Raw genomic sequence first — 21310 nt, forward strand, 5'->3', positions numbered from 1 at the left:
AAAGATACCAGACGGTACAAATTTGATTTTACATTCAGATCAAGGATGGCAGTACCAGATGTACAATTACAGGGAACGTTTGAAAAAGAAAGGAATAAGACAAAGTATGTCCAGAAAAGGAAACTGTCTTGATAATTCTGTAATGGAAAATTTCTTTGGACTATTAAAATCAGAACTTTTATATTTGCAGGAGTTTGAATCTGTAGAGCATTTCAAGAAAGAACTAATAGAGTATCTTACTTGGTACAACGAAAAAAGAATTAAGGTTAAATTCAAAGGACTGACCCCTTTACAATTTAGGAATCAGTCCTTAAAATCAGCCTAGTTAAAGTGTCCAATTTCTTGGGTGCACTTCATTAGTAAAGGATGGTCTTTCTTTTTATTATGGTTTCGATATGCCCTAAGGGTTACTCAACCACCAGACATCACGGAAACGGCGTTAGCCGTTTCGAATCCGTGTGCAAACTATTTAATTAACGAGTGATATTCCTGAAGGCTCTTAACTCCACCCTCACCACCATTACCGTTCTTTACAGCTTCAATTCCCTTAACCGCAGCAAGCGCCCCGGCAATAGTCGTAATGTAAGATACCTTATACTTCAAACAAGCCTTGCGTATCGTCTTCCTGTCCTCAGCATAGTTGCGTTTTGCCTTAGGCGTATTGATTACCAAACAAACTTCCTTGTTCATAATCATGTCGACTACGTCTGGGCGGCCGGCTCCGATTTTGTTTACAACGTCGCACTTGATTCCGTTTGCGTTGTAGAAGTCTGCGGTGCCCTGAGTTCCAACCAGTGTGAAGCCTAGGTTCTTCAAAGTTTTTCCAATCTCAAGAACTTGATCTTTCTGGCTTTCCTTGTTGCTGAGGGAAATAAGAACCTTCTTGTTTTCCCAGGCAGCCGGTGCGTGTGGAAGTTCTGAACCGGCAGCTTCCTGTGACTTGTAGAATGCCAGAGGGAAGTTTTCAGCAAGACCAAGAACTTCACCAGTAGAACGCATTTCAGGTCCGAGGATTGGGTCTACTCCAGGGAAGCGTGCCCATGGCAATACTGCTTCTTTTGCTCCGTAGTAAGGAATCTTCTTGTCTTTGAGGCCGAGTGATTCAAGTGATTCACCAAGCATCATGCGGGTAGCAAGGCGAGCCATCTGAGTGTCACAAACCTTTGATACAAGAGGAACTGTGCGCGAAGCACGTGGGTTAGCTTCGATTACATAAACCTTTCCGTTTTCAATTGCGTACTGCATGTTCATCAATCCGCAAACGTGCAGGCTTTCTGCAATCTTCTTTGTATATTCTTTGATTGTTGCAAGGTTATCAGCCGGAATAGATACCGGAGGAATTACACAAGCCGAGTCACCAGAGTGAATACCCGCAAGCTCAACGTGCTCCATAACAGCAGGAATGTAAACGTGATTTTTTTTTAATGAAGGAGGGGAAAGCTTTCCCCTCGCTCCAACCGCCAGTGGCGTTTTCCGCTACCCCTTCTCCTAGGGCTCCGCCCTAAAACCCGCATGGTAAATTGCTGTCGCAATTTGCTATTTACTTTTGTACTCTCTACACTTTTCTTCAAGCAATTTAAAATTATTGCACCGCTGGCTTAGCTTTGATTTTCCGTCATTTATAAGCTTATGGTCATAAACTATTCTTGCATTACTTACAATTTGTTCAGATTTCTGTTTAATGATACGGTATTCGGCTCTTATAAGGTTTTTATAATGCTCATTCTTTATGTCAGAAATAAGAACAGGTTTACAGATATTTAAAGGAGCAGGAAACATATTATTCAAATTGATAACGGCATAGACACCAATCTTTATAAAATCATCAGTTTCGCAAAGCCGTTTGTGTTTGGGTTTAAAAGATGAAAGGGGCGCAAAATATTTGAATCCTTCGATTTCGAGTATAATTCCAATATATTTTCGAGAGAAGTCTTGAGTTACCTTTTTGTTTCTGAAAAGATGCTCTTCAAATGCAGAAAGATATTCAATATAAGCTGAATCGATTTCGTAGATTTCTAAATCTGCCATATAAAAAAAAGCGCCGAAGCAATAAAAACTGCCTCGGCCGTATAAATTTCGCAGTCAAAGGTGCGATATCCTTATGGTTAGAATATAATGCAGAACCAGAGAGAAGTCAAGTGAAGGTTTGAAGTTTGATGTTATTAACATTCTCAATCAAAAATCCCATTAACTCGTTTCATCATAGCTTCTACCGTCAATTTCCAATTATCAACAAACCAATCTGGAGAAATAGGAATAGCATGAGAGCCTTGTGATAGAATCCATTCCATCACTCTGAGAGTTTGAGTTGAAGAAAACTCTACACGAGTTCTCTCTTCTTCTTCAAAATTCGTGACTTTCTGATTATCTGCTAAAATCCTTTCTTTGACGATTTCTCTGGCATCGTTATATAAATCAATTACAAAATCTACAGCTTTATCGCTCATAAAGATTCCGAACTTACCGCCACCACAACGAGATGAAAAATCAAAATTTTCCGGTAAATCAAAGTGTTCTGAAGTAACTTCAAGATTTTTGATTCTGCTTAAAGAAAAAATCCGCTCTGCATTTCGTTCATAAGAATATCCAAAAATGAAGCATGAACCGTCATCAAAAAGAAATTGATAAGGAGCAAGTTTTCTATGAGATGTTTCAGTATTCCAGCGACCGTTATAATCAAACTCAACTACATAGTCATTGCGGATTGCTTCAAGAAATTTTTTCCAGACTATTTCATCAATATTTACTTTGGGAACTGGTGCAACAGCAATTCGTTTTAAAAGTGAACTTTTTCCAACTCCCTGTGTATCTGTTACGAAGTTAATAGCATCAGAAATCGAGTTGTAAATCGGGCTTCCCTCAAAACTTGAAAGAAGCGTCTTGGCGGCAGAAAGATAAAACACATCTTCCGTGGAAATATTATTCAGGGCAAAATCCCATTTTTCATCAAAATAATAATACCCGCCTTTCTCCCTGTCAAACTCGAGTGGCGCATGAAAATATGTTCGGAGCAAATCAATATCACGGTAAATTGTTGCTTCTCCAACCTTACTATAACCTGTCTGCTCGCAGTAAAGTTTCTGCAATTTTGGAACATCCGGGTACATTCCAGCTTTGATTGCGTTGTGAATGATTATGAGTCGTTCAAGCATCTTTTTGTTAAGAGTACGTTCTGGGGGATTTAACTTCTGCTTCATGATTAGATTATACCACGATTTACTATCATTTAGTGATAGTAAAGTTAAAAATTTTTATATTATTGAATTTTATATAGAAAAATGTGTGATATAATGTAAGTGCAATATGGATTATAAATTTGATTTCTCAGTTTATGAGCAAAAGAAAAATGATGAACTAGAAGTTCTTATGAAAAATTGGATTTCACAAGTTTCAACTAAGAATAAAAATACAATTGATAATGGAAATAAGACAAAACGGTCTCCTAAGCGGTGCTTTGCAAAAGATGGATTTTTTCCAGGGTATTTTGATGAAAAGAATCTGCGGATACTCTTTGTAGGACGCGAGCCCAGAAAAATAGGCGGTTATGATTTCAGAGATACAACTAAAGAATGTTTTGATGAAACATGCATAGGTAAGAATAATTGGTGGAGAAGAATCTTTTACATCGTCTATGGAATAAGGAATAAAGGACATTTTTCTTTTGAAGATATCCCAACAGCACAAGAAATATTAAATAAAATGTATGAAAAAAATGATTATGGTTTTGCTTGCATAAATATTTCAAAATACAGTAATGACCATCCTAAAAACTGGCAAGCAAATACAAAATTAGTTTCTCAATTTTTTGAAGATTCTGAATTGGAAAAAACGAATTTTTTCAAAAAGGAATTGGAATTCTTAAATCCAGATGTAATGATAACTGCAAATTTGTGGGATTGGGAAATTGATGAACATTTTATAGATTTATGTCTTCCAAATGAAAATTTCTCAAAAACATCTTCAGTTACACATAATAGAGAAAAAGTTGCAGAATATGGTAAATATAATCTTAACGGACATGAAATAGATTTTATAGACTTATTCCATTTTTCTGCACCAGATAAAAAAGATAAATATCACTATTATAATCCTGTAATGAAAGTTTTATTTCCGAAGATAAAATAATTAAAAAAATCCTCCACTATCGCGAAATGATAGCAGCCTGTGTTATAAGTGAACTAACATTGAAACATTGCTGCTAAAAAGTAGCGATAGGAGGAATTATGAAAAAATTTATTTCTTTTTTGGGTCTGTTGTTTATTGCAACAGCAGTATTTGCTCAGTCTTTTAGTCTCAAGACTGCTGACAAGACTCCATGCACAGTTACACTCAATGGTGATTTTATTGTAATTGAAGAGACTTTACTGGGCGGATACATAACCCGCATTACAATTCCAAAATCAAAATTCACTTCCACTGGTACAAAAGTCACTTCTGAGGAAGGTGGTAAATCCGTAATAAACAATAAGCCGTTTATGGAAAGTGGTGATGTTATTTACATAATTGAAGATCAGAAAAATACTTCTATCGTTGGTTTTCTCTCCGGTAGAGCTTATTATCAGCAGAATCCAGTAATGGGTATTTGGCTTTACAAAAAAGACATTCAAGCTATAGCAAAGAAACTGAAATTGTAGTTTATAACTCAAAGTATTTTGAAATAAAATGCTTTGAGTATTACTGTCTTGGAGGCAAATATGAATAAGAAACTGATTATTGAAAATACGCTGGTCTTTTTGTTTGTTTTGCTATTATTGCCATTTCCGAAGCTCATGGAAGAAATATTGATAGGAAGTATATTTGCAGTTTGCTTTATTTTCTGCTTTTTAAATTCGAGAAAATGTGTCAAACATGTCTGTGAGATTTTTTCGTATAATATTCCATACCTGACGATAGTGATTTTAATTTTGCAAATCCATTCTGTCCGTTTCTCTTTGTTAGCAAACAATATTCAGGAACAGCTTTTTTGTGTTCAACTCTACAAATGGCTTACAGACCGATTGCCTAACAGAGAAGCCTTCCTTATTGGATTCCTTATCTATTTTTGGCTTTTGTTGTACATCTTAATTCTTTTTCTGGAAAATGGAGTAAAAAGAAAAATTGAAGTAAGTAATAAATTCAATCAAGATACGTTAAATGTACAGAAGCAGGATATAGCATACAAAGAATATGCTGGAATTATTTCTGATAAGCAAGCCGTTATTGAAAATGATAATTTGGCTGCAACAGTCGAATTAAACAAAGACATTGCTTTTGAAATCAAAAAAATAAGAAATTATCTAGTTGGTAGTCTTGTTGTATGTTTATGTCATTTCGGAAGCGGAATGGTAAAAGATATGATGTTTGAAAAATTATGCTTTGAAGAATCGTTTTTCAATAACGCAGTAATTGCAGTCGGAAACACCATTCCTTTTGTATGCATTTATCTAATGATGACAAGATTTCTTTATGGAAAGAGCAATGGAAATGAATAAGATTTTTCTGAAATATATGGATATTGAAGGCTATAAGAATTTCTACAACCGGGTACATGTGGATTTTTCACCTCACTTGAATATTGTAGCCGGCCCGCCAAAATTTGGAAAATCAAATCTTCTTAATGCTATAAATTGGACTTTGCTTGATACTGATGGTACGGACAACACTCCTGAAACAATCATTTTTCACGGTAATAAAACAAGAAAACCGTATGATTTTGCAGAAGTCACTCTCTGTTACGGCAAAGAAAATAATGAAGGATCAATCATTATTAAGCATCGGCTTGAGAAAAGTGGGAATAATTTCTGGCAGATAGACACAAAGCAATACTATTCATTTGAAAGTTTTAAGAGTCACCTGCAGGAATTCAAATTTCCAGAGTTGCGCTTGATTAAAGATTTTAATAAATCAAATAGAAATGTTTCAAATCATTTTGAAGGATTGTTAAAACAGGTGGACGAAAAACAATGCATTGTAGAAATATGTAAAGAGATTAATTGGCATAAGATTTCTAACAAGAAGATTCCAAACTGTCTTATCGGAATTTACCCAAGTGAGAATGATGTTATAAAAGTCATAGCACTAATTGATAGAATGGGTGACTAATTTGCAAGACAGGCAGTCGAAGATGAGTAGGCGGAAGAAAAAGAAAAAAGCACAAAACACTTGTATGTATTTGTGCATGAACGCTTATCTTGTTTCGTTTGGTAATATAGATTTTTGCGGCTTTAAAGTACCACAACTAATCAGCGGATATGTAAAAAAGATGCCGATGTTTTCCAATTTATCAATAAGAAACATTGAAAAGCAGTTCAAGAAAGGACTTTTGATTTTTTATTGTAAGAATAGGAAAAGATGCATTATATGGGAACATAAGTTGCAGCTGTTAAAAGCTGAAGATCTGACAGAAGATTTAATCAATCTCGTTGTTGAAATGTATAAACTGCGATTGACTGTTTTAAAAGATTTTGTGGAAGAGTCATTCAGTTTTGAAGATACTGGATATATAGAAGTAATGAGCCATGACTTGGGACTGTCTGAAAATGAAATTGATAATGTGATAAAAAGAATTAACTCAGACCTTAATCTCAAATAATCGACTATCGTTAAATGATAATAAGAGATACTAGAATTAAAAGCATCTGGAGAAAATTATGAATAAAGAAAAATTCTTGAAAAGCCGAACTGAATGGAAAAACTTTCACAGTGCGATTTTGTTTTCAATGTTGAATCCAAATCACGAAACAAGTTCGCCCGATGTTTTGAAAGATTTTTTGGATTTTGTAAAAATGTCTGAAAAGGCCCGTGATTCATTTCTGGCGGATTTTGATTTTCTTGAATTTTCAACCAACATAAAGCAGACAATTTTTTTAATCAAAAATAAAAAATATGGCATTTTAATAGAAAGCAACCTTGATTGTAAAAAAAATGACAAAGAATTAAAGCGATGTTTTGATAAATGTCTTACTGAATGTTATATAAAGCCGCCGATGATTGTAAGCATTAACTGGAGAACTCCAGATGAACGAAAAATTCCTCAAGGCATAAAAGAATTTGTTCACAATATCACCGCAAAAGAATTAGCCAACTTTTTTAACAAATGGTGTGAAAAACAATCGGAAGAATCTTTGACTAAAGGGATTCTGTCTCAGTATGCAAAGAAATTAGCTAATTAAAAAAACGCCAGCCTTGCCACAAAAAGCAAGACTGGCACTATAGATAGCCGAATTGAGAGATTGCCGTGTCGAGCACGGCAATGACACAAAAAACTGTCATTGCCCGGCTTGACAAGCAATGTCATTTTCGCACTTGATGCGGGAATCTCTTACTTTATCAAGCTATGATATTCCTGTAGAGACTTAACTCCACCCTCACCACCGTTACCGTTCTTAACACTCTCAATTCCCTTTACAGCGGCAACGCCACCAGCGAGAGTTGTGATGTAAGGAACCTTGTACTTCAAACAAGCTTTGCGAATTGTTTTGCGGTCTTCGGCGTAGTTGCGTTTTGCTTTTGGTGTGTTGATTACCAGGCAAACTTCCTTGTTCATAATCATATCTACTACGTCTGGGCGGCCGGCGCCAATCTTGTTTACAACGTCGCACTTAATTCCGTTTGCGTTGTAGAAGTCTGCTGTGCCCTGTGTTCCAACCAGTGTAAAGCCGAGGTTCTTCAAAGTCTTTCCGATTTCGAGAACCTGATCCTTCTGGCCTTCCTTGTTGCTGAGGGAAATAAGAACCTTCTTGTTTTCCCAGGCAGCCGGTGCGTGTGGAAGTTCACTTCCGGCAGCTTCCTGTGACTTGTAGAATGCCAGTGGGAAATTTTCAGCAAGACCAAGAACTTCACCAGTAGAACGCATTTCAGGTCCGAGGATTGGGTCAACTCCAGGGAAGCGTGCCCATGGTAATACAGCCTCTTTTGCTCCGTAGTAAGGAATCTTCTTGTCTTTGAGGCCGAGTGATTCAAGTGATTCACCAAGCATCATACGTGTTGCAAGGCGAGCCATCTGAGTGTCACAAACTTTTGATACGAGAGGAACTGTTCGAGATGCACGAGGATTTGCTTCGATTACATAAACCTTTCCGTTTTCAATTGCGTACTGCATGTTCATCAAACCGCAAACGTGCAATGACTCAGCAATCTTCTTTGTATATTCTTTGATTGTAGCAAGGTTATCAGCAGGGATGCTTACAGGAGGAATTACACAAGCCGAGTCACCTGAGTGAATACCTGCAAGCTCAACGTGCTCCATAACAGCAGGGATGTAAACGTGTGTGCTGTCTGCAAGAGCGTCGGCTTCACATTCAAGCGCGTTCTTCAAGAAGCGGTCAATCAAAAGTGGACGGTCAGGAGTTACACCAACAGCTTTTTCAACATATTCCTTCAAAGTTGCTTCATCATAAATTACTTCCATTCCGCGTCCGCCAAGAACGAAAGAAGGACGAATCATAATCGGGTAGCCGATCTTATCTGCACAGGCCTTGGCTTCATTAAAGTCAATTGCCATTCCACTTTCTGGCATTGGGATTTCCAATTTCTCCATCATGTGGCGGAAGAGGTCGCGGTCTTCAGCTATGTCGATTGAGTCAATGCTTGTTCCCAGGATGTTTACACCGTTTTCCTGAAGTTCACGGGCAATGTTAAGTGGAGTCTGTCCACCAAACTGTACGATAACTCCGAATGGCTTTTCTTTTTCGTAAATCTGAAGAACGTCTTCAGTTGTAACTGGCTCAAAGTAAAGTTTATCAGAAGTATCATAGTCTGTAGAAACAGTTTCAGGGTTACAGTTTACGATGATTGTTTCGTAGCCCATTTCTTTAAGCTGCATTGCGGCATGACAACAGCAGTAGTCAAACTCAATACCCTGACCAATTCTGTTAGGACCACCGCCCAAAATCATAATCTTTTGATTCATAAAGATGATGGGGGGGGGAGGCCTTCCCCCTGGGTTCAGCCGCGAGTCGCTCCACAAGTGTCAAAGTAAACTTTGCCACTTGTTCCGCTTTGTCGCGTCTTCACCACACCCCTTTCTCCTAGGGCTCCGCCCTAAGACCCGCATGGTAAATTGCTGTCGCAATTTGCTATAAATATTCAAAAAAATTTAACTCATTAGAAAGATCATATTCTCTATCTATTATTGTCTTATAAAAATGATGCTGTAATTTTTTTCGATCATCTGATGGTATCTTTCTCCAAAAATCTTCAGAAATATAAAAGTTATCACAGTTTCTGATAATACAATCTGTTATAAAACATTCAAGTTCATAATCTTTTGATTCAAACCTCCGAAGAAAAGCCTTTAATTCATTTGTTTGTTCTTTCAGAACTGAATAAAAAATTTTTGTATGACCATCATTTGGAATTATAGTCATAGCACAGTATAACGGCATTTCTTTTGTTATATCCTTTTTATATATAATATCTTCTGTTGCTCCTTGTACTGCAAAAAAACTTTCTGCAAATAAAGATAATTGTTTTTGAATTTCTATATATCTATAATCAAATAATTGTTCATACTTTTTATGTTGTAATAATTCGTCGCATTTAACCTTCAAACATTCTAACCAATGTAATTCACAATATCCTTGATATGCTTCCAGTATTGCAAAGAATTGGGCATAATCATTTAATTCTTCGTGATTATTTATTTGTGATAAAAACTTTTTTATTGTATTAGAAGATTCCTTTGCTTTTACATACTCTCTGCAAATAGCTCTATAGGTTAATAAAAACATTTGTTCATTATCTGTAGATAACAATGGCCGTAAATTATTTTCTATTGGATAGAAAATCTCAGAATCATGTTTATTACAAAATCCAAGAAATGTACTTGCTTCAGATGTCGGTATGGGTTTTACAATTTTTTTAAATTCCATTTTACTAATATCAAATCCAAAATGCAGAATTTCTTTATTCGGATTAGAAATTGTATTTAATAAAGCGTGTTGAATAGAATGTGAAGCTATCGCTTCTTCTATGCATTTGGGGTAAATACATTTAGAGTGTTTTGAAGGTTTTATTGACGTAAAGAAAGCTCCTGTAAGCTTGTTACGAATTTCCTTTGGCTGCAGGTATTTTTCAGGTATATTATTTAAAACATCTGGATTAGTTTTAATTGTTTGAACAACTCTATTTAATTCTTCAATATTCATATTTCTCCTTTGAAATTCTGAAAAAGGCTTTACTCCACCACCCAGTCTTCTATCTTCAATCCTTTAACTCTAGAAAATTCGTCAATATTATGTGTCACAAGAATTGCATTTTCACTTAATGCTGTAGCGGCTATTAGTAAGTCATTTGCACCTATTGTTTGTCCGGTCTTTTCTAAATCCCCTCTGATTTCTGCATACTCATAAGTCATTTTATCTGAAAAATCGACAACATCAAAAGGCCTAAGAAATTTCTCGACTTTATTTGTTGTTTGTTCACGTGTTTGACTTTTAAATGCCCCCAATAACAATTCACCTTTTACTATAGCTGAAATCTTTATATTCTTGGGAGAAATGGAAAGAAATTTTTCCCTTACCGATGAGAATTTTCCATTCATAAAGTAAATACATGTATTTGAATCTACAAAATAAATCATAAAGACTCCCTTGTTTCAAGAGTTGGCTGAACAGGACGTTCAAAAGAAGTATCTGAAACGGATCCAAATAATTCCGCCCAGTCTTCTGGATAACGAGGTTCTATTCTATTCATTAATTGTGAAACAACCCATTTTGAAAGAGACATTTTTTCAGCATGAGCCTCTCTTTCTATTTTTTGAAACTGCTCTTGTGTTACATATAGAGATAACTGTGGCATACTTGCACCTCCTGTTTATATATAATAATAGAATATAAATATTTTTAATACAAGTATATTTGCAAGTATATTTAATTATAATATAGGTAATATAAAAAAGACTGCTTTCTCAAAAAGCAGTCTTTGAAATCTTTTAATTAAATAATTTTTCTAAAATGCATTTTCAGGTAGTCCCATTTTCAATAAAGTTCGTTTTACTTTCAGTCCAACTGGGCAATTACCAAATGCTTTTACGGCAGACCAAGGATCCGTTACCAATCTTGTATAAGACTGTAATGCCGCTCCTAAACCAAGAAGATCTTCATCTGGATCAATTTGTAATTTTGCCTTTTTATATAAATCTTCAAGTGTATCTACATCTGCAATTGGAATTCCCGCAAACGAAATGTCCGATAATGATGTGCAGTCATTAAATGCATATGCACCAAATTTTCTCATCGTAGAAGGAATACTTAATTTTTTGAGATTATGACATTCTGCAAAACATTTTGGAGCAATATAAGTACAGCCTTCTTCAAAAATAACTTCTTCTAATAAATCTGATTTCAAGAAAGCATTATCTTCCTGTGTAATGCAATATTCCAAACTAAACTTGTTGTAAGGGGTATGATACTGGAATCCCCAGTCCTTATAAACAGAAATCTTTTTAATCTTATTATCAGAAAATGCGTCAAAGCAAATCGTAAGTTCCTTTCTAGGAAGATTTAATTCATGTATTTCATTATATCTAAATGCGTTTACGCCAATTCTAGAAAGTTTTGAATCTTTTCCGAAGTTTAATTTTTCAATTCCTAATCCAACACAGGCATTATCAGATATAGTTGTTACAGATTTAGGTATCGTAACATTCTTGAATTTTGCATTATTTAGTGACTGCAATGAATATATTGTTCCCACAGGAATTCCTTCTATCTTTTCTGGAACAACAAGAGTGTCAACTGATTCTCCTAGATAACAAATAATTGCCAAATCTCCGCTCTTATCCATATAGTAGGCATATAAATCAGTTTTATATACATCACTATATCCAAGATATTCATTTATCTTATCAGCACTTAATTTTAAATCATCAATTTTTTTCTGATAAGCTCTTCTTTCTTCCTCTGCCTTACGTTCAGCAGCAAGTCTCTCTTCTTCAGCTTTTCGTTCAGCTGCTAATCTTTCTTGTTCTGCTTTTTCTTCAGCTTCAATTCTCTCTTTTTCAGTAGTTAATTGTATAACTCGTTTATTTAATTCCAAAGTTTCATCCTTCTGAAAATCAGAAAGTATTAGATTAAGATTTTTTCCATCACTTATTGCCTTGTAATTTAAAAATTTTCCATCTTTGGAAACAACAAGAATACTGTCATAATTAGCCAATGGTCCATACTTTTGAGTTTTTTTATTTAGAGTGGCATTAGAGAAAGTTTCTCCTTCCAAAACTAAAAACTTTATCAAAGCATTGTTGTACACAATTTCATGAGCGAGTGATTCTAATTGAAATTTATCAGACTTATTTTTAAAAATTATATATACCTCGTTAGTGTAATCAAAGTTTAAATCTCCTTTGCAAATCCGTTTCCCCTTTGAATCGAAATTCGAAATTTCTAATCCGAAATCCGTTTCCGTTATTTGCAAAGGTATTTCCTTTGCAAAACAAGACAAAACCATCATTAATGAGATAATGATACTTAAATTTTTTTTCATAAATTCCTCCTGTGCTATACGCTATTAGCGATATATGTATAACTCTAATAAAGTTTTGTCAAATAGTCAATCTATTGGTGTAATAAACTATACACTAATGGAGTAGTATCATGGAAGAAATAGAAGTACGAAAAGTTTTTGCAGAAAATCTAAAAAAATTAAGAAAACAAAAAGGCTTGTCTCAACTTAAACTCTCAAATGAATTACAAATGGCATTTACATTTATCAATGATATTGAAAATTGCAAGAAATGGGTTTCCCCTGAGACAATTGCACGATTTGCAACATTCTTTGATGTTCCTATTTCTACATTTTTTCAACTTGATTTAGAAGAAAAAAATAGTAAAAATGAAAAAATTGATTTTTTTGTAAAAACGATTGCTGAAGAAATATCAAAAACGATTGAAGATGTAGGAGAAAGATTTAAATCATAAAAAAATACAACGAATTTTTAATTAAAAGAAAAATAATAATAAACTATTTTCCGTACTTTTTTATTTCTTCACTAGATATATTTGATGGAAGTCCAACACGCATAAAGTATCTTGCAAAACTTTGAGCTAAATGTTCCTTATAAGGTGATAATAACCTGTATCTTGCTTTATCCTTTACTATAGCTTTTAAATAATTTTTTGGAACTGAAAAAATATGATGAAAACTTACACAATAAAAATCTTCCTCAGAATTATTATCCAATTGTAATTTGTTTAACAAATGATATGAAGGCTGATTGCCCTGTCTTAATTGTTCCCTAGCATTTGAACTATTAAAAAAAGGATTTTGTGCAATCAAGTCTTTTAGTGTACATATAGGACATAAAATAACAAAATCTATCTTTTCATTTTCTAAATCGCATGACTGAGAAAGAATAATACAATTTGTTTCAATATAATCCATTTGAATTGAAGTATCATTATCATCCAGCAGTGCTAAATAATGCGTCTCCTGAGGTAATAATATTTTACAATTCTCAATAATATCACCTTGTTCAAGAGAAAGCTCATTATTTATAATTTGATACCAATTAGAAATTTCCATTTAAGCAATTAAAACCATGCGAGAGTTCGCTTTCTTGCTCCATTTAATATTACATTTTTTTTACCTTGAATTGGTAAAGAAATTACATTTTCTGAATTCAGATTATTTTGATTGAGCAAAGATGCATCCACAATAATTATATTATTATAAGTCTGTGGATTATTTATAATAGAAACATAGTTATTTGGCTTAGCATAATTATTCCTATTATTTTCTATATGCTGCAAAGTGCCGGTAGAAAATGCAACAGAAAGAGCCAGTGTTCCAATCGTTAAAAATTTTTCATTATTCATAAAGAACTCCTAATATATTGGTTTAAGAGATTCCATGAACTGTTTGTTTAATAAATCAAAAAATGCCTTTTTCTCATTTTTATGCAACAACTCCAGATAGTTACTATAATTTTTAGAGAATTCTTCCTTTGATAAAGTTTTTTGATAAACAGAATCAATATCTATCATCGAAGCAGATTTTGGTTGTTCTCCATTTATACTGACCTGAACATTATTATTTAATTGGTAAATTAACGACATTCCATCTTCTAGTTGCTTTTCAATATGAGATGTATTTACATCCATTTTTGAAATTATTGTATCCCCCAGATTTATTTTCATTAAGGTCGCATCAAACAGAGATTCGGAGATAACATTTATATATCTTATTCCTATTCGCTGTACAGAAGTAATTGCATCTGTGTTTAAAATTGAATCCATGGCAGACTGCACAAATTCCTTAAATGCAGTCCATCCTTTATAATCTTTTGTATTTGAAAAAATTATTGATTTTGGACTTATTCCTATACTTAAATTATTATTTTCAAGTCTATAAAGAGGTTGAAACATAATATTTGGATCAGATTTTCTTATTTCTAAAGGAATCTGTAAAATTGGCTGTGGCTTTGGAACAAAAGATGCGTAATCTTTCTGTATACTATTATATATAACTCCAAAGATGGCTTCATCTAATAAAGATGAATTAAATCGAATTTCTAATACAGTTTCAATAAGAGGACATTTTTCTAATTTTTTTGGGAAAACATCTGCCATTAATTTCCTTCTCTAATTATACAACAATTATAAATTAAAGATGTAACAATATCTAGTATAATATCGGATATTGCCACATCTAAAATAAACATGAATTATTTAATTAAGCTGTGGTACTCCTGCAGAGACTTAACTCCACCCTCACCACCGTTACCGTTCTTAACTGACTCAATACCCTTAACAGCAGCAAGTGCACCGGCGAGTGTTGTGATGTAAGAAACCTTGTATTTCAAACATGCCTTGCGGATTGTCTTGCGGTCTTCGGCGTAGTTGCGCTTGGCTTTTGGAGTGTTGATTACCAGGCATACGTCCTTGTTCATAATCATGTCGACTACGTCAGGGCGGCCGGCACCGATTTTGTTTACAACGTCGCACTTGATTCCGTTGGCATTGTAGAAGTCGGCAGTGCCTTGAGTTCCAACCAGAGTAAAGCCGAGGTCTTTCAAAGTCTTACCGATAAAGAGAACCTGATCCTTCTGGCCTTCCTTGTTGCTGAGGGAGATAAGTACCTTCTTGTTTTCCCAGGCAGCAGGTGCGTGTGGGAGTTCTGAACCGGCGGCTTCCTCGGCTTTGTAGAAAGCGAGTGGGAAGGTTTCGGCAAGACCAAGTACTTCACCTGTTGAACGCATTTCCGGTCCAAGGATTGGGTCTACGCCAGGGAAGCGGCTCCATGGAAGAACGGCTTCCTTTGCACCGTAGTAAGGAATCTTCTTGTCTTTCAAACCGAGAGATTCAAGAGATTCTCCCAACATCATGCGGGTTGCCAATCTTGCCATCTGTGTATCACAAACCTTTGATACAAGAGGAACTGTACGGCTGGCACGAGGGTTAGCTTCAATTACATAAACCTTTCCGTCTTCGATTGCGTACTGCATGTTCATCAAACCGCAGACATGGAGGTTTTCTGCAATCTTCTTTGTATATTCTTTGATTGTGTCCAGGTTGTTCTGTGGAATAGAAACTGGAGGAATTACACAGGCAGAGTCACCTGAGTGAATACCAGCAAGCTCAACGTGCTCCATTACGGCAGGAATGTAAACGTGAGTTGAGTCAGCCAAAGCATCAGCTTCGCACTCAAGCGCATTCTTAAGGAAGCGGTCGATCAAAAGCGGGCGGTCTGGAGTTACACCAACAGCCTTTTCAACATATTCCTTCAAAGTTGCTTCATCATAAATTACTTCCATTCCGCGTCCGCCCAAAACGAAACTTGGACGAATCATAATCGGGTAACCAATCTTATCAGCACAAGCCTTAGCTTCATTAAAGTCAATTGCCATTCCGCTTTCCGGCATCGGGATTTCCAGTTTTTCCATCATGTGGCGGAAGAGGTCGCGGTCTTCGGCGATGTCGATAGAGTCGATGCTTGTACCCAGGATGTTTACGCCATTTTCCTGAAGTTCGCGTGCAATGTTAAGTGGAGTCTGTCCACCAAACTGTACGATAACTCCAAATGGCTTTTCCTTTTCATAAATCTGAAGAACGTCTTCTGTAGTAACTGGTTCAAAGTAGAGCTTGTCAGAAGTATCATAGTCAGTAGAAACAGTCTCAGGGTTGCAGTTTACGATGATTGTCTCATAGCCGAGTTCCTTGAGCTGCATAGCCGCATGACAGCAGCAGTAGTCAAACTCAATACCCTGACCAATTCTGTTTGGACCACCACCCAAAATCATAATCTTCTTCTTGTTGTCTGTTGCAACAGAAGTGTCTTTTTCTGCATTGTAAGTTGAGTAATAGTAGCAGGCGTTTTCAACACCGCTTACAGGAACGCGGAGCCATGCTTCTTTAATACCAAGCTCGTTGCGGCGTTTGCGGATATCTTTTTCTGCAACCTTAAGGATTTTTGAAAGGTACTTGTCGCTGAAACCGTCTTTCTTAGCCTGAATCAAAAGCTTATCTTCCGGAACGCGTCCAGGGTTCTTAAGCATTTCCTCTTCCAAATCAACAAGCTCTTTCATCTGCTGGAGGAAGAACTCTTTAACGTATGTGATTTCAGAAAGCTTAGAAAGTGGAACACCCTTACGGATTGCTTCGTAAAGCTGGAAGTAGCGCTCGCTCGAAGCAGTCTTAAGCATTTCGCAAAGTTCATCAGCGCTCTTCTTATTAAAGTCTTTTGCAAAACCAAGACCGCTGCGGCCGTTTTCCAAACCACGGATAGCCTTCTGGAAAGTTTCTTTAAAGTTTTTACCAATGGCCATAACTTCACCAACGGCCTTCATAGAAGTTCCAAGTTCATCTTTTGTTCCGCGGAACTTTTCAAAAGCCCAGCGGGCAAACTTAAGAACAACGTAGTCTCCATCAGGAGCGCCGCCCAAAGTGTATTTTTCAAGAGTGCCGTCACGCCAGTAAGGAATCTCGTCGAGTGTGAGTCCAGAAGCCAGTTTTGCAGAAACAAGAGCGATTGGGAAACCAGTTGCCTTAGAAGCCAAAGCAGAAGAACGAGATGTACGTGGGTTAATCTCAATGATAACAACGCGGCCAGTCTTAGGATTGTGAGCAAACTGAACGTTAGTACCACCGATAACACCGATGTTCTCAACAATCTTAAATGCCATTTCCTGGAGCTTCTTTTCCAGGTCCTTATCAATTGTCATGAAAGGAGCGGCACAGAAAGAGTCACCAGTATGAACGCCAACTGCATCAATATTTTCAATAGTACAGATTGCAACCATCTGATTCTTAGAGTCGCGTACAACTTCAACTTCAAGCTCTTCCCAACCAAGAATAGACTCTTCAATCAAACACTGGTGAGTCATAGAAAGATCCAGACCATTAGCAACAATAGTGCGCAGCTCTTCAACATTGTAGCAGAAACCGCCACCCTGACCGCCCATAGTGTAAGCCGGTCTAACAACCAGAGGGAAGCCAATTTCTTCAGCAATCTTTTCAGCACCTTCAACAGTGTGACAGATTCCCGAGCGAGGAGTGTCGATTCCAAGCGACTTCATAGTCTCCTTGAAAATCTCACGGTCCTCACCGCGCTCAATAGCATCAAGGTTTACACCAATAACTTTTACACCGTATTTATCAAGAACGCCGGCCTTGTTCAATTCCATAGCCATGTTCAAACCAGTCTGACCACCAAGGTTTGGCAAAAGTGCATCAGGACGTTCCTTTTCAATAATCTGAGAAAGACGTTCAACGTTCAGCGGCTCAATGTAAGTAGCGTCCGCCATAACCGGGTCAGTCATAATAGTAGCCGGGTTAGAGTTTACAAGTACAATCTTGTAGCCAAGTTCGCGCAAAGCCTTACAAGCCTGAGTTCCCGAATAGTCAAACTCACAAGCCTGACCAATAACAATCGGGCCCGAACCAATAATCAAAACCTTTTTGATGTCTTCTCGTTTCATATATTTACTCCTATAAAATGCAATGTAAATCTGTTTTGAGCGAAAAAAAAAGGCGGAATTCAAAAGAATTCCGCCTTAGAAATCACCAAATAAAAATAGTATGAACTGTGTTTTTCATCTTGAGAATCACAATATCTAAACAACATTCAGTTTTCATACTGAGACTAGAATATATCAGAAAACCGAGATTTATTCTAGTACCTGCGTTATTTTCTATTGTTTTCCTACCAGATTAATTTTTATTCTTCAATCTCGTCTGAATCAGCTTCTGCTTCTACATCAGCTGGAGCTTCTGATTCAGTAACCTCAGGAGCTTCCGGTTCAACATTAACTGGACGAGGCTTAATAGAATATCCGCTGTCTGCCTTAACCTTAACAGCAAGAGCAGAAACTACAGTAGTTACAGTAGTGCGGTTGTGTTCAGAAGAAATTGTAGTTTCAGACTTAAAGCAGGCAAGAGCATCAGCTTCGTTGAACTTTGCATCCTGAATCAATTCATATTCAGCAAGAGCCGCAGAACGTTCAAAAACATTCATCTTGATATTTACAGGCTTTCCAACAAAACCGTAGGTTGCAGTGTCGTTACCAAACTTAACTGAAATATTCTGTGGATCATAAGCAAATTCATTTTTAATCAGCTTAGAATATTCTTCATTGGACATAGTAATAGAGTTAGAAGCAGAAACTTCGCCCATAACAATGTAGCGGCCAGAAGACAAATCACCAGAATTGATTAGAGGGAATTCACAAAGGCTTCCAAAAGAATTAGAAGCACAGGAAACAAAAAGTAAACTTAAAAGTCCTGCAATAATAGGAAGAATTTTTTTCATAGCAATCTCCAAAATTTTTGTTAAAGTTATAATAGTGTTTAAAAAGTTATTAAGCAAGCATGGTTAAAAAATGCAGAAGTAAGTGTTGGTGTAAAAATACAAAAAGGATAAAAAAATACCCGAAGCCATGAAGGTTCGGGTATAAAAATAAAAACTGAAACATAAAGGAGGTTTCTAAAAACTTTTATAAATAACTCTCTCTCCGATTTCCGCAACTTTATTTAATACCAGCGCTTTGCTGGGAGAAATCTTCCGAAATCTTATTTACATCAATATTCTACAAAACAGACCGTACAGAATCAGCACACAAAAATAAAAAATTAAGCACAAAATCAGCACAAATTTCATAAAAAATGCACTTTTTTTAGTAACCTTGGTTATTTTTTATGATAAAATAAAAAAAGGCAGGTAAAAATGATTTTTAAAAATTTAGTTGAAAAGTACAAAAGCCGTTATACCATTCCCTATCTGGACTTAGCAGATGCCGGTGAATCAAACAGACTTATAGTTCACATTGCGAGCATTGCACTTTTAGCATTTTCTGTTTTCTGTCTTGTCTTTTTTGCAATTACTCTTTATCCGGATTATGGAAATTATATTCCAAGATTTACTTATTACACTGTTTTTTTGATTTTCAGCATCTATGCTTTTTTTGCAAGCAGACAGGGAAAAGACGTTGACCGAAAAAAGGCCTACATAAAAAAGACAATTCCTTTTTATGTACTTTGCACAGTAATACTTGCAGATGCAGTTTTTACTGTTAAAGTGGGCGCGGTCTTTAATGGATTTATAATCTTTTGTATTACAGCATTTATTGCTTTGTGTACCTGTTCTTTTTCTCCAATCATTTTTCTTTGTGGAATTGTAATTACGGTTGCCTGCATGACTCCAGATCTGCTTAAGAGCTTTGGAATATCCGGATACATAAATATAATGATTACTGTGGTGCTTATGTTCTGCCTTTCCCTTTACAAACGCAGTTCAGAAAAACGCCAGATATCATTTCTTAAAAAACAGAGACAAACCCTTGTTGTAAAAACCTTTGGAAATTTTACACTGATGTATGAGAATAAGGTTGTTAAATTTACACGTACAAAATCTGAAGAACTGATTGGATATCTCATCTACAAAAACGGAAGCTCTGTAAAAACAAAGGAACTGGTTTCTGTTCTTTATGGGGACAATGCCGATTCAGTAAAATCTGCAGCTAATTTCAGAAATCTGGTTGTAGATGTTAAGCATACTCTGGAAGAGCTGGAAATACAAAACTTTTTTATTGCAGAATATAACAACTTCCGAATTAATCCGGAAGTTGTCAAATGCGATTATTATGATTTTCTTGCGGGGGAACCTTCTGCCATTAAAAGATATGCCGGTGAATTTATGAGTCAGTACAGCTGGGCCGAAGAAGCAGCAGGATTTCTGGAACAGAAGGCGCTTAAGAAAAATTAAAAATTAAAGAGCCTTTGCAATGAAAGAGTCGAGCTTTGCAGGAGTGTCAGTAGGAGCAAAGCGGGCAAGCACAGTACCGTCGCGGCCAATCAGGAATTTTGTAAAGTTCCATTTGATTTTTGAAGTACAGAAGCCGCGTTTCTTGCTCTTAAGATAAGTATAGAGAGGATCTTCATTTTTGCCGTTTACATCAATTTTAGCAAACTGAGGGAAGGTAATACCAAAGCGGCCTGTACAGAAGGTATGAATCTCTTCATCATTTCCAGGAGCCTGATTTGCAAACTGATTACAAGGGAAATCCAGAATCTCAAAACCCTTATCTTTGTATTTGTTATACAATTCCTGCAAGCCGGTATACTGAGGAGTAAAACCACAGCCGGTAGCAGTATTTACAATCAAAAGAACCTTGCCTTCGTAATCTTTAAGGCTGATTTCTTTTCCATCACGAGCTTTTACTGAAAAATCATAAATAGACATAAAATACCTCACAAATAATTGAAAATTAGATTGTGTACAACCTTTCTTGTAAGTCTAATATAACATGATAATAAAATGTTGTCAACTAAATTGTGCACAATTTATAACAAATTTAGGCTTGAAATTATCAATTTAATTGTGTACAATTAAAGCATGGCTACTAACGAAAATCAGGAATTTAATCCACTGGCGCTTGATAATCAAATTTGTTTCGCGCTTTATGTTTGTTCAAAAGAAATCATCAGAAAATACAATCCGCTGCTGGAGCCGCTTGGGCTTACCTATACAGCCTATATTACTCTGCTCTGTCTCTGGGAAAAAGACAACGTTACTGTAAAAGATCTGGGTGCCCGACTTTTTCTGGATTCTGGAACTTTAACTCCGCTTCTTAAAAAAATGGAAGGTCAGGGGCTTTTAACTCGAACTCGCGGTGGCAAGGATGAACGTACTGTTTACATAAAGCTTACTGATAATGGAAGAGCAATGAAAGAAAAATGTTCCGGCATTCCACAGCAGATGATGTGCCAGAATATTATTGATATGAAGAACGCCGCACCTCTTTTGCAGACCCTCCATCAGATTATGCATAATATGGACGAAAGCCTCAAAAGCTAAAATTTGAAAAATCCGCCCTTGTATGTTAGAATTATAGTGA

24 protein-coding genes are annotated in these 21310 nt (G+C 36.0%); 10 read left to right on the top strand and 14 right to left on the bottom strand.

The features are described from left to right. On the top strand, positions 1-325 hold a 325-nt coding region (locus tag G626_RS0111805; protein ID WP_022932991.1), incomplete at its 5' end, for an IS3 family transposase. Between the two features lie 140 nt (positions 326-465). On the opposite strand, the gene G626_RS0111810 is transcribed toward G626_RS0111805, so the two are convergent. The 3 genes from G626_RS0111810 to G626_RS0111820 form a co-directional block, all read right to left on the bottom strand. After that, on the bottom strand, positions 466-1392 hold the full coding sequence (locus tag G626_RS0111810) for an ATP-binding protein (RefSeq protein ID WP_022932992.1): 927 nt from the start codon (positions 1390-1392) through the stop codon (positions 466-468). Between the two features lie 144 nt (positions 1393-1536). Beyond that, entirely contained in the window at positions 1537-2028 is a 492-nt protein-coding gene (locus G626_RS0111815) for a type III toxin-antitoxin system ToxN/AbiQ family toxin (RefSeq protein ID WP_022932993.1), read from the bottom strand. A 143-nt stretch (positions 2029-2171) separates the two neighbouring features. Next, a complete protein-coding gene (locus G626_RS0111820) occupies positions 2172-3197 on the bottom strand; it encodes a helix-turn-helix transcriptional regulator (RefSeq protein ID WP_022932994.1) in 1026 nt (341 codons plus the stop codon). A 106-nt stretch (positions 3198-3303) separates the two neighbouring features. Between G626_RS0111820 and G626_RS0111825 the strand changes: the two genes are divergently transcribed. From G626_RS0111825 to G626_RS0111850, 6 genes are all read left to right on the top strand, one after another. Further along, positions 3304-4125, top strand: coding sequence for a hypothetical protein (locus G626_RS0111825; RefSeq protein ID WP_022932995.1), 822 nt, complete (start codon positions 3304-3306; stop codon positions 4123-4125). Between the two features lie 98 nt (positions 4126-4223). After that, on the top strand, positions 4224-4634 hold the full coding sequence (locus G626_RS0111830; RefSeq protein ID WP_022932996.1) for a hypothetical protein: 411 nt from the start codon (positions 4224-4226) through the stop codon (positions 4632-4634). Positions 4635-4694: 60 nt separating this feature from the next. After that, positions 4695-5471 carry a hypothetical protein gene (locus tag G626_RS0111835; protein ID WP_022932997.1) on the top strand — a complete coding sequence of 259 codons (777 nt, stop codon included), beginning with the start codon at positions 4695-4697 and terminating at the stop codon, positions 5469-5471. Then, positions 5446-6081 carry an AAA family ATPase gene (locus G626_RS0111840; RefSeq protein ID WP_081647543.1) on the top strand — a complete coding sequence of 212 codons (636 nt, stop codon included), beginning with the start codon at positions 5446-5448 and terminating at the stop codon, positions 6079-6081. The genes G626_RS0111835 and G626_RS0111840 overlap by 26 nt, the downstream gene beginning before the upstream one ends. Positions 6082-6157: 76 nt before the next feature. Then, positions 6158-6571: a hypothetical protein gene (locus G626_RS0111845; RefSeq protein ID WP_156003323.1), complete on the top strand. Its 414-nt coding sequence runs from the start codon at positions 6158-6160 to the stop codon at positions 6569-6571. 58 nt (positions 6572-6629) lie between these two features. Then, the gene (locus G626_RS0111850) at positions 6630-7151 is read left to right on the top strand and encodes a hypothetical protein (RefSeq protein WP_022933000.1); all 522 of its coding nucleotides are present in this window, start codon (positions 6630-6632) and stop codon (positions 7149-7151) included. A gap of 149 nt (positions 7152-7300) precedes the next feature. On the opposite strand, the gene carB (G626_RS16520) is transcribed toward G626_RS0111850, so the two are convergent. The 5 genes from carB (G626_RS16520) to G626_RS0111875 all read right to left on the bottom strand — a co-directional run bounded on the left by carB (G626_RS16520) (position 7301) and on the right by G626_RS0111875 (position 12465). After that, positions 7301-8890 (bottom strand): carbamoyl-phosphate synthase large subunit, encoded by a 1590-nt coding sequence (gene carB, locus G626_RS16520; RefSeq protein WP_022933001.1) that lies wholly within the window; start codon positions 8888-8890, stop codon positions 7301-7303. 166 nt (positions 8891-9056) lie between these two features. Next, complete coding sequence (locus G626_RS0111860) at positions 9057-10127, bottom strand: hypothetical protein (RefSeq protein WP_022933002.1); 1071 nt, start codon at positions 10125-10127, stop codon at positions 9057-9059. A gap of 29 nt (positions 10128-10156) precedes the next feature. After that, entirely contained in the window at positions 10157-10561 is a 405-nt protein-coding gene (vapC, locus tag G626_RS0111865; RefSeq protein WP_022933003.1) for a type II toxin-antitoxin system tRNA(fMet)-specific endonuclease VapC, read from the bottom strand. Then, on the bottom strand, positions 10558-10779 hold the full coding sequence (locus G626_RS0111870) for a hypothetical protein (protein WP_022933004.1): 222 nt from the start codon (positions 10777-10779) through the stop codon (positions 10558-10560). Before G626_RS0111870 ends, vapC begins: the two co-directional genes overlap by 4 nt. Positions 10780-10929: 150 nt before the next feature. Beyond that, positions 10930-12465, bottom strand: a complete 1536-nt coding sequence (locus tag G626_RS0111875; RefSeq protein WP_022933005.1) for a leucine-rich repeat protein — start codon at positions 12463-12465, stop codon at positions 10930-10932. Positions 12466-12575: 110 nt separating this feature from the next. On the opposite strand from G626_RS0111875, the gene G626_RS16525 reads away from it, so the two are divergent. Next, a complete protein-coding gene (locus G626_RS16525; RefSeq protein ID WP_022933006.1) occupies positions 12576-12899 on the top strand; it encodes a helix-turn-helix domain-containing protein in 324 nt (107 codons plus the stop codon). 43 nt (positions 12900-12942) lie between these two features. Here G626_RS16525 and G626_RS0111885 read toward each other — a convergent pair whose 3' ends face one another. The 5 genes from G626_RS0111885 to G626_RS0111905 all read right to left on the bottom strand — a co-directional run bounded on the left by G626_RS0111885 (position 12943) and on the right by G626_RS0111905 (position 18726). Next, positions 12943-13503: a hypothetical protein gene (locus G626_RS0111885; protein ID WP_022933007.1), complete on the bottom strand. Its 561-nt coding sequence runs from the start codon at positions 13501-13503 to the stop codon at positions 12943-12945. Between the two features lie 8 nt (positions 13504-13511). Further along, positions 13512-13796, bottom strand: coding sequence for a hypothetical protein (locus G626_RS0111890; RefSeq protein ID WP_022933008.1), 285 nt, complete (start codon positions 13794-13796; stop codon positions 13512-13514). 9 nt (positions 13797-13805) lie between these two features. Next, positions 13806-14549 (bottom strand): TIGR04255 family protein, encoded by a 744-nt coding sequence (locus G626_RS0111895; protein ID WP_022933009.1) that lies wholly within the window; start codon positions 14547-14549, stop codon positions 13806-13808. Between the two features lie 95 nt (positions 14550-14644). Beyond that, complete coding sequence (carB, locus tag G626_RS0111900; protein WP_022933010.1) at positions 14645-17896, bottom strand: carbamoyl-phosphate synthase large subunit; 3252 nt, start codon at positions 17894-17896, stop codon at positions 14645-14647. Between the two features lie 239 nt (positions 17897-18135). Then, on the bottom strand, positions 18136-18726 hold the full coding sequence (locus G626_RS0111905) for a hypothetical protein (RefSeq protein ID WP_022933011.1): 591 nt from the start codon (positions 18724-18726) through the stop codon (positions 18136-18138). 414 nt (positions 18727-19140) lie between these two features. Between G626_RS0111905 and G626_RS17660 the strand changes: the two genes are divergently transcribed. Beyond that, entirely contained in the window at positions 19141-20178 is a 1038-nt protein-coding gene (locus tag G626_RS17660; RefSeq protein ID WP_022933012.1) for a hypothetical protein, read from the top strand. A 3-nt stretch (positions 20179-20181) separates the two neighbouring features. Here the strand turns inward: G626_RS17660 and G626_RS0111915 are convergent, their stop codons facing one another. Continuing rightward, complete coding sequence (locus G626_RS0111915; RefSeq protein ID WP_022933013.1) at positions 20182-20655, bottom strand: glutathione peroxidase; 474 nt, start codon at positions 20653-20655, stop codon at positions 20182-20184. A 153-nt stretch (positions 20656-20808) separates the two neighbouring features. Here G626_RS0111915 and G626_RS0111920 point away from each other — a divergent pair, with 153 nt between their 5' ends. After that, a complete protein-coding gene (locus G626_RS0111920; protein ID WP_022933014.1) occupies positions 20809-21270 on the top strand; it encodes a MarR family winged helix-turn-helix transcriptional regulator in 462 nt (153 codons plus the stop codon). Positions 21271-21310: the final 40 nt, after the last annotated feature.

This window comes from Treponema bryantii NK4A124, assembly GCF_000421345.1.
Classification (GTDB): Bacteria; Spirochaetota; Spirochaetia; order Treponematales; family Treponemataceae; genus Treponema_D; species Treponema_D bryantii_B.

What these genes read in the sequence shown, in the direction of transcription:
- G626_RS0111920 (WP_022933014.1), top strand. Translation starts at nt 20,809, where the DNA reads ATGGCTACTAACGAAAATCAGGAATTTAATCCACTGGCGCTTGATAAT.
- G626_RS0111825 (WP_022932995.1), top strand. Translation starts at nt 3,304, where the DNA reads ATGGATTATAAATTTGATTTCTCAGTTTATGAGCAAAAGAAAAATGAT.
- carB (WP_022933001.1), bottom strand. Translation starts at nt 8,890, where the DNA reads ATGAATCAAAAGATTATGATTTTGGGCGGTGGTCCTAACAGAATTGGT.
- G626_RS0111890 (WP_022933008.1), bottom strand. Translation starts at nt 13,796, where the DNA reads ATGAATAATGAAAAATTTTTAACGATTGGAACACTGGCTCTTTCTGTT.
- G626_RS0111810 (WP_022932992.1), bottom strand. Translation starts at nt 1,392, where the DNA reads ATGGAGCACGTTGAGCTTGCGGGTATTCACTCTGGTGACTCGGCTTGT.
- G626_RS0111905 (WP_022933011.1), bottom strand. Translation starts at nt 18,726, where the DNA reads ATGAAAAAAATTCTTCCTATTATTGCAGGACTTTTAAGTTTACTTTTT.
- G626_RS0111830 (WP_022932996.1), top strand. Translation starts at nt 4,224, where the DNA reads ATGAAAAAATTTATTTCTTTTTTGGGTCTGTTGTTTATTGCAACAGCA.
- G626_RS0111870 (WP_022933004.1), bottom strand. Translation starts at nt 10,779, where the DNA reads ATGCCACAGTTATCTCTATATGTAACACAAGAGCAGTTTCAAAAAATA.
- G626_RS0111835 (WP_022932997.1), top strand. Translation starts at nt 4,695, where the DNA reads ATGAATAAGAAACTGATTATTGAAAATACGCTGGTCTTTTTGTTTGTT.
- G626_RS0111860 (WP_022933002.1), bottom strand. Translation starts at nt 10,127, where the DNA reads ATGAATATTGAAGAATTAAATAGAGTTGTTCAAACAATTAAAACTAAT.
- G626_RS0111850 (WP_022933000.1), top strand. Translation starts at nt 6,630, where the DNA reads ATGAATAAAGAAAAATTCTTGAAAAGCCGAACTGAATGGAAAAACTTT.
- G626_RS0111820 (WP_022932994.1), bottom strand. Translation starts at nt 3,197, where the DNA reads ATGAAGCAGAAGTTAAATCCCCCAGAACGTACTCTTAACAAAAAGATG.
- G626_RS0111885 (WP_022933007.1), bottom strand. Translation starts at nt 13,503, where the DNA reads ATGGAAATTTCTAATTGGTATCAAATTATAAATAATGAGCTTTCTCTT.
- G626_RS0111815 (WP_022932993.1), bottom strand. Translation starts at nt 2,028, where the DNA reads ATGGCAGATTTAGAAATCTACGAAATCGATTCAGCTTATATTGAATAT.
- G626_RS17660 (WP_022933012.1), top strand. Translation starts at nt 19,141, where the DNA reads ATGATTTTTAAAAATTTAGTTGAAAAGTACAAAAGCCGTTATACCATT.
- G626_RS0111895 (WP_022933009.1), bottom strand. Translation starts at nt 14,549, where the DNA reads ATGGCAGATGTTTTCCCAAAAAAATTAGAAAAATGTCCTCTTATTGAA.
- G626_RS16525 (WP_022933006.1), top strand. Translation starts at nt 12,576, where the DNA reads ATGGAAGAAATAGAAGTACGAAAAGTTTTTGCAGAAAATCTAAAAAAA.
- G626_RS0111915 (WP_022933013.1), bottom strand. Translation starts at nt 20,655, where the DNA reads ATGTCTATTTATGATTTTTCAGTAAAAGCTCGTGATGGAAAAGAAATC.
- G626_RS0111840 (WP_081647543.1), top strand. Translation starts at nt 5,446, where the DNA reads ATGGAAAGAGCAATGGAAATGAATAAGATTTTTCTGAAATATATGGAT.
- vapC (WP_022933003.1), bottom strand. Translation starts at nt 10,561, where the DNA reads ATGATTTATTTTGTAGATTCAAATACATGTATTTACTTTATGAATGGA.
- carB (WP_022933010.1), bottom strand. Translation starts at nt 17,896, where the DNA reads ATGAAACGAGAAGACATCAAAAAGGTTTTGATTATTGGTTCGGGCCCG.
- G626_RS0111845 (WP_156003323.1), top strand. Translation starts at nt 6,158, where the DNA reads ATGAACGCTTATCTTGTTTCGTTTGGTAATATAGATTTTTGCGGCTTT.
- G626_RS0111875 (WP_022933005.1), bottom strand. Translation starts at nt 12,465, where the DNA reads ATGAAAAAAAATTTAAGTATCATTATCTCATTAATGATGGTTTTGTCT.